This window comes from Cupriavidus oxalaticus, from assembly GCF_038900635.1.
GTDB classification, from domain to species: domain Bacteria; phylum Pseudomonadota; class Gammaproteobacteria; order Burkholderiales; family Burkholderiaceae; genus Cupriavidus; species Cupriavidus oxalaticus_B.
The window spans coordinates 1-9,854 of the sequence record NZ_JAYMRX010000050.1; the positions used below are offsets into that span (position 1 = coordinate 1).

At 64.8% G+C, this 9,854-nt stretch carries 7 protein-coding genes and 1 pseudogene; 2 read left to right on the top strand and 6 right to left on the bottom strand.

The window, feature by feature from the left end; all coding sequences use genetic code 11:
* Positions 1–152 precede the first annotated feature (152 nt).
* From VSR71_RS34625 to VSR71_RS34645, 5 genes are all read right to left on the bottom strand, one after another.
* The gene (locus VSR71_RS34625; RefSeq protein WP_342917872.1) at positions 153–1,214 is read right to left on the bottom strand and encodes an ABC transporter ATP-binding protein; all 1,062 of its coding nucleotides are present in this window, start codon (positions 1,212–1,214) and stop codon (positions 153–155) included.
* The gene (locus VSR71_RS34630) at positions 1,211–2,209 is read right to left on the bottom strand and encodes an ABC transporter ATP-binding protein (RefSeq protein WP_342917873.1); all 999 of its coding nucleotides are present in this window, start codon (positions 2,207–2,209) and stop codon (positions 1,211–1,213) included. Before VSR71_RS34630 ends, VSR71_RS34625 begins: the two co-directional genes overlap by 4 nt.
* A gap of 16 nt (positions 2,210–2,225) precedes the next feature.
* Entirely contained in the window at positions 2,226–3,176 is a 951-nt protein-coding gene (locus VSR71_RS34635; protein WP_209761212.1) for an ABC transporter permease, read from the bottom strand.
* A 3-nt stretch (positions 3,177–3,179) separates the two neighbouring features.
* Positions 3,180–4,157: an ABC transporter permease gene (locus VSR71_RS34640; protein WP_342917874.1), complete on the bottom strand. Its 978-nt coding sequence runs from the start codon at positions 4,155–4,157 to the stop codon at positions 3,180–3,182.
* Positions 4,158–4,272: 115 nt separating this feature from the next.
* Positions 4,273–5,859, bottom strand: a complete 1,587-nt coding sequence (locus tag VSR71_RS34645) for an ABC transporter substrate-binding protein (protein ID WP_342917875.1) — start codon at positions 5,857–5,859, stop codon at positions 4,273–4,275.
* Between the two features lie 345 nt (positions 5,860–6,204).
* Between VSR71_RS34645 and VSR71_RS34650 the strand changes: the two are divergent.
* Positions 6,205–7,398: pseudogene (locus tag VSR71_RS34650) on the top strand (M20 aminoacylase family protein).
* A 75-nt stretch (positions 7,399–7,473) separates the two neighbouring features.
* Positions 7,474–8,499, top strand: a complete 1,026-nt coding sequence (locus VSR71_RS34655; protein WP_342917876.1) for a DUF2891 domain-containing protein — start codon at positions 7,474–7,476, stop codon at positions 8,497–8,499.
* A 16-nt stretch (positions 8,500–8,515) separates the two neighbouring features.
* Here the strand turns inward: VSR71_RS34655 and VSR71_RS34660 are convergent, their stop codons facing one another.
* Positions 8,516–9,481 (bottom strand): DUF3047 domain-containing protein, encoded by a 966-nt coding sequence (locus tag VSR71_RS34660; protein WP_342917877.1) that lies wholly within the window; start codon positions 9,479–9,481, stop codon positions 8,516–8,518.
* Positions 9,482–9,854 lie beyond the last annotated feature (373 nt).

The following is a 9,854-nucleotide window of genomic DNA, read 5'->3' on the forward strand; positions in this document are numbered from 1 at the left end:
CATCGTTGGCTTCTATAACCCAGTGCGCTTGCACTCAACCCTGGGGTATCTGTCGCCCACTGCCCACGAGGCGAAATCGACAGTGAAAGAACCTATCCGCCTGTCCGAAATAACTTGACCACCACAGGCGGAATAAGGCGGGACCGCTCGGCCTATTTCATGTCATTCAAATGGCAAGCCGAAAACCGCATCGGCGCGATCTCCTTCAACGCCGGCTGCTCCTCCTTGCAACGTGGCATCGCGTACGGACAGCGCGGATGGAAATGGCACCCCGACGGCGGATTCAACGGTGACGGAATCTCGCCCTTGATCGCCACATAGGTCTTCTTGCCGACCTCCAGCTTCGGCGCTTCGGCCAGCAGTGCCTGCGTGTAGGGATGGTTCGGCGCGGCAAAGACGTCTTCGGTCGGCGCCGACTCGACTACCCGCCCCAGGTACATGATCACCACGCGGTCGCTGATGTGCTTGACCACGCCAAGGTCGTGGCTGATGAACAGGTAGGTCAGGTTCAGCTCTTCGCGCAGCCGCATGAACAGGTTCAGCACCTGCGCCTGGATCGATACGTCGAGCGCCGCCACCGACTCATCGCAGACCAGGAATTCCGGCTTCACCGCCAGCGCCCGCGCAATGCCGATGCGAGCGCGCTGCCCGCCCGAGAACTGGTGCGGGAAGCGCCGCAGCACGGTCGGGTCCATGCCGACGCGCACCAGCATGTCCTCGACATAGCCCTTCTGCCCGCCACGGTCGACCATGCCGTGCACCACCGGCGCCTCGCCGACGATGTCCAGCACGCGCAGCCGCGGATTGAGCGAGGCGTACGGATCCTGGAAGATCATCTGGATCGCCAGCTGCCGCTCGCGGCGCTTGTCGGGCGGCAGGTGGTCGAGGTTGGTGCCGCGCCACAGCCGATCGCCTTCCGTGAGCGTGTGCAGGCCCACGGCCATGCGGCCCAGCGTGGACTTGCCGCAGCCGGATTCGCCCACCAGCCCCACCACCTCGCCGGTGCGGATGCTCAGGTCGACGCGGTCGACCGCATGCACCACCTCTTCGCGCGCATGGGCGCCGAACAGGTTGGCGATGCGCGCCGCGGTGTCGAGCGACTTGACGAAGCGCTTGGACACGCCGCGCAGCTCCAGCAGCGGCGCCGCGGGCGTCTCACCGGGGTCGGCCGCAGTGTTTGCCATCGGTCGGGATTGCAGTTCAGTCGTGGTCATGCCGCCTCCTGGTTGGCCAGCACCGGGTGGAAGCAGCGCAGGCGGCGGCCGTCAGCCGCGGTCTCCAGCGGCGGCTCGGTCTTGCACGCGGCGGTTGCGTACGGGCAGCGCTCGCGGAACGAGCAGCCACCCGGCAGGTTCAGCAGCGATGGCGTCATCCCCGGAATCTGCCGCAGCGGCGCGCCGCGCGGATTGCGCGACGGCGCCGAACCGATCAGGCCGTGCGTGTACGGATGCTCGGGATGCTCAAGCACCTGGCGCACATCGCCCGCTTCGACAATCTTGCCGGCATACATCACGCACACGGTGTCGGCCAGCCCGGCCACCACCGACAGGTCGTGCGTGATCCAGATCAGCGCCGTGCCGGATTCGCGGCACAGCGTCTGCATCTCGTACAGGATCTGGCCCTGGATGGTGACGTCGAGCGCCGTGGTCGGCTCGTCGGCGATGATCAGGTCGGGCTTGTTCAGCAGCGCGATCGCAATCGCCACGCGCTGGCGCATGCCGCCCGAAAACTGGTGCGGATAGGCCAGCAGGCGCTCGTCCGGCGAAGGGATGCCGACCCGCGCCAGCGCATTGCGCGCACGCTCGCGCGCCACCGCCTTGCCCACGTTCTCGTGCGCCAGCACCGCCTCGATCATCTGCGTGTCGATGCGCAGGACCGGGTTCAGCGTCATCATCGGATCCTGGAAAATCATCGCGATGCGGTTGCCGCGCACGTCGCGCTGCTGCGCCGGCGTCAGCGCGCGCAGGTCGCGCGTGATGCCGTCGCGGCTGGTCAGCGCGATGCGCCCGTCGACGACCTTCCCGGGCGGGTCGATCAGGCCCATGATCGAGTAGCCGGTCATCGACTTGCCCGAACCGGACTCGCCCACCAGCCCCATGATCTCGCCGCGGCCCACGGTAAAGGACACGTCGTCGACAGCCTTGGCAATGCCGCCGCGCGTGTAGAAATGCGTCTTCAGGTTCTCTACGACCAGCGTAGGTTGTGCCATGTCGGTCTCCCGCGGGTTATTGCGTCTGCAGGCGCGGGTTGAGCACGTCGCGCAGCTGGTCGGCGACCAGGTTCATCGCCACGATGGTGACCACCAGCGCGATGCCCGGAAAGAAGCTGATCCAGTACTTGCCCGACAGCATGTATTGCTGGCCGTTGGAGATCAGCGAGCCCAGCGACGGCTCCGTGATCGGCACGCCCAGCCCGAGGAACGACAGCGTCGCCTCCAGCGTGATCGCCGACGCCACCTGCAGCGCCGCGATCACGATCAGCGGCGGCAGGCAGTTGGGCAACAGGTGGCGGAACATGATGCGGCGCGGCGGCAGGCCCAGGCAGGTGGCCGCCTCGATATATTCCTTGCGGCGCTCCACCAGCGCGGCGCTGCGCGTGGTGCGCGCGTAGTAGGCCCACTGCACCGCCACCAGTGCGATCACGATATTGCCCAGCCCCGGGCGCAGGAACGCGAGCAGGATCAGCGCCAGCAGGATCGGCGGGAACGACAGCTGCAGGTCGGCCACGCGCATGATGAACGCCTCGGTGCGTCCGCCCAGGAAGCCGGCCAGCAGCCCCAGCGTGGCGCCCAGCAACAGCGCGATCACGGTGCTCACCACGCCTACGCCGATGCTTATGCGCAGCCCGTACATCACTGCCGACAGGATGTCGCGCCCCTGCTCGTCCGAGCCGAGCAGGAAGGTCATGCCGGTGCCGGCCTTCTCGCCCGGCGCCAGGCGCGCGTCGAGCACGTCGAGCGTAGCCAGGTCATACGGGTTTTGCGGCGCCAGCCATGGCGCAAGGATCGCGATCAGGATGATGGTGACCAGCGTGGCCAGCCCAGCCACCGCGATCTTGCTGGAAAAGAACTCCGTGGCAAAGCGGCGCCACGGCGACTGTTCGCGCGCGGCCGAAGGTGCGGCCGGCGGTGCGCCCGGCGGCGTCTTGTCTTGCGGTTCGACGGTTGCGGCAGTCATGGCTCAGCCCTTGTTGTCGGCAATGCGCACGCGCGGATCGAGCATGCTGTAGACGATGTCCACCGCCAGGTTGATCAGGATAAACAGCGTCACGATCACCATCAGGTAGGCGACGATCACCGGCCGGTCCAGCAGCTGGATCGAGTCGATGATCAGCTTGCCCATGCCGGGCCAGGCAAAGATCGATTCGGTCACGATCGCGAACGCGATGATCGAGCCGAACTGCAACGCGATCACCGTGACGATCGGAATCAGGATGTTCTTCAGCACATGCACGCCGACGATGCGCGTATTGGACAGGCCCTTGGCGCGCGCAAACTTGACGTAGTCCTGCAGCATCGCCTCCTGCGTGCCGGCGCGCGTAAGGCGGATCACCATGGCGATATTCAGCAGCGACAGCGTCACCGCCGGCAGCACCAGGTGGCGGATGCCGTCAACGGTCAGGAAGCTGAGCGGGATACCAAGCACGCGCACGGTCTCGCCGCGTCCGTTGGAAGGCAGCCAGCCAAGCTGCACCGCGAACACCATGATCAGCATCAGGCCGACCCAGAACGTGGGCAGCGAGAAGCCGAGGATCGACACCGTCATGATCGACTTGCCCGCCACGCCGTTGGGCCGCAACCCGGCCCACAGCCCCAGCGGGATGCCAAGCACGATCGCCAGCAGGATCGCGGACACGGCCAGTTCCATGGTGGCCGGCATGCGTTCGAAGATCAGCTTGAGCGCCGGCGTGCCGTGCGCGAACGAGGTACCGAGGTTGCCTTGCAGCGCATTCTGCAGGAACACCCAGTACTGCTCCCACAACGGCTTGTCCAGGCCAAGCGCCGCGATGGTGCGCTTGATGTCCTCCTGGTCAGCCTGCGGGTTGATCAGGATGTCGACGGGATTGCCGATGGCAAAGACGCCGAGGAAAACCAGCAGCGACATGACGAAGAGCACCACTACGCTCTGCATCAGGCGCCGGATGATGAAAACCAGCATATTCAGACCACTATCCTTTCGCGCGCGAATGCGCACGCCGCCCGGGAGCGCGATGCGCTTCCAGGCGGCGCGGCAGCCATGCGCGGCACCGCGAACTCAGCAGCAGGCAGCCTGCTTACTGGGGCTTGAAGTTATGCGCGTAGGTGCGCTCGTCGGTACGCGGCACGTAGACGATGCCCTTCTGCGTGGCCCAGGTGGTCACCTGCTGGTGGATCGGGATGATACCGCCATCGTTGATTGCGATCGCGGTGGCTTCCTGCAGCATCTTGGAGCGTTCGGCATCGTTCACGGTAGACAGTGCCTGTTCCAGCACCACGTCCATATTGGGGTTGCAGTACTCGCCCCAGTTGGTGGTGCCGAAGCCCTTCTTGCTGTCCTCGCATGCCAGCAGCGCGCGCAGCGGCGAGCTGACCTCGCCGGTCTGCGCGCCCCACCCGAGCAGGCCGAACGACCACTCGTGCTTGATGCCCTTGGACGAGTACGTCGCCATCGGCATGCCTTCCACCTTGGTGGCGATGCCGATGCGGGTCAGGTTCTGCGCGATGGTCTGCGCGATCTTCTCGTCGTTGACGTAGCGGTTGTTGGGCGTGTGCAGGGTCACACCGAAGCCGTTCGGGTAGCCGGCCTGGGCCAGCAGCTTCTTGGCCCCTTCGGGGTCGTACTTGACCGTCTTCAGGTTGGGGTTGTAGCCAAACAGCGTGGGCGGCACCAGGTTGTTGGTCGGCTCCGACAGGCCTTCCATCAGCCGGTCCTTGATGCCCTGCCGGTTGATCGCCATGCTGATGGCGTTGCGCACGCGCGCGTCCTTCAGCGGGTTCTTGTCCAGCGGCGCGCCTTCCTTCGTGGTGACATAGGGCGACTTGTCGCGCTTGGCATCGAAATACAGGTAGATCACGCGGTGCGAGATCTTCGAGAAGAACGACAGCTTGGGATCCTGCCGCACCTTGGGCAGGTCGGGCGTCGGCACGTTCTCGATCGCCTGCACGTCGCCCGACAGCAGCGCCGCAAGGCGCGTGGCCGGGTTCGGGATGAAGCGCAGCGTAGCCTTTTCCCATGCCGGCTTGGCACCCCAGTAGTTGTCGTTGCGCACCAGTTCGACCCGGTCGTCGCGGGCGTAGCTGACGAACTTGAACGGACCGGTGCCGATCATGCCCTTGCCTTGGGCGAAGTCGTCCGAGCTCAGTCCCTGCGTGGCCTTCTTCTGCACGATGAAGATCGACGTCAGGTCGTTCAGCATCAGCGGGTAAGGCTTGTTGGTGGTCAGCTGGATGGTGTACTTGTCGATCACCTTCTTGTTGACGATCGCCTTGGTGTAGACATCGAACTTGCCCGGGCTGTTCTGGATGGTGGCCGGGCGGTCCAGCGACCAGACGATGTCCTCGGTGGTCAGCTCGGAACCGTCATGGAACTTCACGCCCTGGCGGATCTTGAATTCCCAGGTCAGGTTGTTGACCAGCTTCCAGGACTCGGCCAGGCCCGGGATGATGCGGCTGTCCGGGTCCATCTTCACCAGCGAGTCGAAGATGTGCTCCGACACGTTGATATTGGAGAACAGGTTGTAGAAATGCGGATCCATCGAGGTCGGCGGCGAACTCATGGCCAGTTTGAGGTCCGCGGCCTGGGCGCTGCCGGACCAGGCCAGGCCAAGGGCCCCGGCCACGGCGACAACACCGATTGCCTTCTTGAAAGTGCGAAGGGACATCGCGCAATTCTCCCTGTAGGAAGTGAAGCAGACGTTTTAGGATCGGCAATGCGCGCGCCGCGGGTCACGCGGCAGGTCGCGCACGGGCGCTGCATATTGGTGCGCAATCTGGCACAGTGATGCAACGCAAAACGGCAATTTGCCGGCCGGACACTTCAAGCATGAACTGTTCCAGCAGTCGACATATGACGGCAATGCGGGGAAACCCACACCGCTTGGCATATTGCACCGCGCCATTCGCTGGACGAGGCACGAATCGGCGCATTTTGGCGCTTTTCCGAGAGGCATCGTATGATCGCGGTTATCCGACGCCTACCCGGCTCGCCACGCCCAGACTCCGGCATCATGAAGCTCATCCCCGAAATCCTGCAGGCGCAAGCCGAAATCCGCGCGATCCGCCGCGATATCCACGCCCATCCGGAACTCTGCTTCGAAGAATAGCGCACCGCCGACGTGGTTGCGCGCAACCTTGAGTCGTGGGGCATCGAGGTGCATCGCGGCCTCGGCACCACCGGCTTGGTGGGAGTGATCCGCAACGGCAGCAGCGCGCGCACCATCGGCCTGCGCGCCGACATGGACGCCCTGCCGCTGCAAGAGGCCAACACCTTCGGCCATCGATCGCAGCATGCGGGCAAGATGCATGCGTGTGGCCATGATGGCCATACCGCGATGCTGCTCGGCGCGGCGCGCTACCTGGCGCAGCACAAGCCCTTCGATGGCACTGTGCACCTGATTTTCCAGCCGGCCGAGGAAGGCGGCGGCGGCGCGCGCGAGATGATCAAGGACGGGCTGTTCTCGCGTTTCCCCTGCGATGCGGTGTTCGGCGTGCACAACTGGCCCGGCATGCCGGTCGGCGCTTTCGGCACGCGCGCAGGTCCGCTGATGGCATCCAGCAATGAATTCCGCATTGTCGTGCGCGGCAAGGGTGCGCATGCGGCCATGCCGCACAATGGCAACGACCCGGTCTTCACCGCCGCGCAGATTGTCTCGGCGCTGCAAGGGATCATCACCCGCAACAAGCGCCCGATCGATACCGCGGTGATATCGGTCACGCAGTTCCATGCCGGCGACGCAACCAATATCGTGCCGAACGAAGCCTGGATCGGCGGTACGGTGCGCACGTTCACGGTGCCCGTGCTCGACCTGATCGAGCGGCGCATGGAGGAAGTGTCCCGCGCCGTCGCGAGCGCGTTCGACTGTACCGTCGACTACGAATTTCACCGCAACTATCCGCCCACGATCAACACCGAAGCCGAGACCGGCTTCGCCGCCACGGTGGCCGCCGAACTGGTGGGCGAAGCCAATGTCGACAGCGACATCGAGCCGACCATGGGGGCCGAGGATTTCTCCTTCATGCTGCAGGAGAAGCCGGGCTGCTACCTGTTCCTCGGCAACGGCGACGGGGCACACCGCGACAGCGGGCATGGCATGGGGCCCTGCATGCTGCATAACCCCAGCTACGATTTCAACGACGAATTGCTGCCGGTGGGCTCGACCTTCTTCGTGCGGCTGGTGGAGAAGTGGCTGGCGCGCGCGTAACAACAAGAACTCAAGGCGCAGCCTGCAGGCAGAATCGATAACAGCGCATTCGCGCAAGACAGGGGGAGCATCTGCATGGGCCGCTCGGCGCTTGATCGGGGGACGGCGCGCAGCTTTGCGCGCGTGGCGCTGGACAATATCCTGCGCCGCTATCCGTACAAGGTGGATCACATGATGTGCGCCGCCGGCGACGTGGCCGAGCCGGCGACCTGGCACCCGGCCTTCTGCGGCAGCTACGACTGGCATTCGAGCGTGCACATGCACTGGCTGCTGGTGCGGCTGCTGGCGCTGTACCCTGACCTGGATGAAGCGGACGAACTTCGCGATGCGCTCGACGCGCAACTGCGGCCGCAGCATATCGCGGTCGAACTGGACTATTTCCATCGGCCGGGTTCGCGGACGTTCGAACGTCCGTATGGCTGGGGCTGGGTGCTGAAGCTGCAGGCCGAGTTACTGGCGCTGGCGCAGCAGGATCCGCGCGCCGCGGCATGGGCCGAAGCCTGCGCACCGCTTGCCTCGCACCTGTCGCGGCAATTGGCCGAGTTTCTTGATGCGGCGGATTTCCCGGTGCGCACCGGCACACACTTCAACAGCGCCTTTGCCTGCGTGATGGCGCTGGCCTACGCGCGCGCGGCGCAGGACACGGCCTTGCGGCGCGCCATCGTGCGGCGCGCGCATCGTTGGTTCGGGCACGACCGCAGCTATCCGGCGCGCTATGAGCCAGGCGGCGATGAATTCCTGTCGGGCGGCATGACTGAAGCCGTATTGATGCATGCCGTCTTGGACGACAGCGCGTTCGGTCAATGGTGGAAAATGTTCGTGCCGGGCCCGGCGGAACTGGCCAACTGGCTGACTCCGGTGGAGGTCGCCAATCGCAGCGATCCCAAGACGTCGCATCTCGACGGCTTGAACCTGTCGCGCGCGTGGTGCTGGCGCCTGCTGGAACCGGCGTTGCCGGAACCGCTGCGCCCGCTGGCCGTGCGCGCCTGGTCCGACCATATCGAGGCATCGCTGCCCTATGCCGTTGCGGGCGAGTATGTCTCGACCCACTGGCTGGCCTCGTTCGCGGTGCTGGCGATGGCCGAGCCGGTCGGCGGCTGACGCCGCCGCGTTGCCTTCAGTCCAGCGCGATATCCCCGTACCAGGATTCCGCCTTGCTCTTGGTGTTGTCGGTATCGGTCATGATGCCGACCGCAATCACTCGGCCGGGATCGGTGCCGAACGCCTTGCGGTAATCGGCGCGCAGGTCGCGCTCGTGGCATCGCCACTCATTGGCATGCTTCGTGCCGCTATCGACCACGATCATGCGCACACGGTCGGTATGCGGATTAGCGACCATCGAGCCTTCGGCGCGCTTGCCGCCCCAGATGTACATCAGCGTGGCGTAGGGCATTTCGCGGCCGGTGGTGAGCCGCGCCATCTCGTACATCAACTGGTCTTTCAGCGGCAGGCTGCCCTTGTCGCCATCGAAGGCGACGAACAGGCGCAGCGGCGAATCCTCGCGCGGACCGTGGCTGTTGTCGGCATTTCGGATGATCCCGCTGGTCTTCCAGCTCCAGCGCACCATGCCGGCATCGCGGTCGTGCAGCGGTACATAGAGACCAGATGCCGAGCTCTCGGCCTGTGCATGGACGACCACGCGCTGGTCGACTTCGACCATCGCATAGCGGGTGGGAATCTTGTTGCGGTTGATGGTCCACGGTTGCCACCCGACCGGCAGCTGTCCTGCGCGTTGCGACACCGAGAACAGTGGAAGCGTGGCCAGGGTGGGCGGTGCGGTGTCAGCTTCTTCGCCATCTTCGCCTGCATCGGCTTCGGCAGCGCGGGAATTGGCCGCTGCAAGGGAATCAGCCGGCGTGGCCGAAGTCAGCGCGCGCTGCTCGGTAGCGCGCTGTGCCTCGACGTACGCAGCCATGCGCTTGGCAAAAGCCTGACAATCGACCGCCGAGACGCTGGTAACCCGTGCCGAATCAGCTTCGGCGGTGGACAACCCTGCGGTATCAGGGGGATGGGATGCGCATCCTGCCAGCATCAGCGCGCTGGCGGCGCCAGTAAAAACCAGCCGAAACATCTTGGCCGTCATGTAACCCCTCGAATCCCGGAACCGGCCCTGCTTCCTTGGCTAGGGCCTGTCTATTGCTCACTGCTTGCTGCTTGATGCAAACGATTTCGTGCTGTATGTGGGCACTTGGGAATCGAACATAGCAGAAGGGGCGGAGCGCAGGAATGCTCGGTGACCCGGGATGCAGCGGGAAAACAACGGGTATTTTTGGGCGGGTGCTGCTGGAGACATGCTGTCACCAGCAGCACCGTTTGGAAACCCGAAGCACCAAAGCAAAAACCCCTCGCAGCACACGCTGTCGAGGGGTTTTGCACAATAAGAGCCTGGCGATGACCTACTTTCACACGGGTAATCCGCACTATCATCGGCGCGGAGTCGTTTCACGGACCTGTTC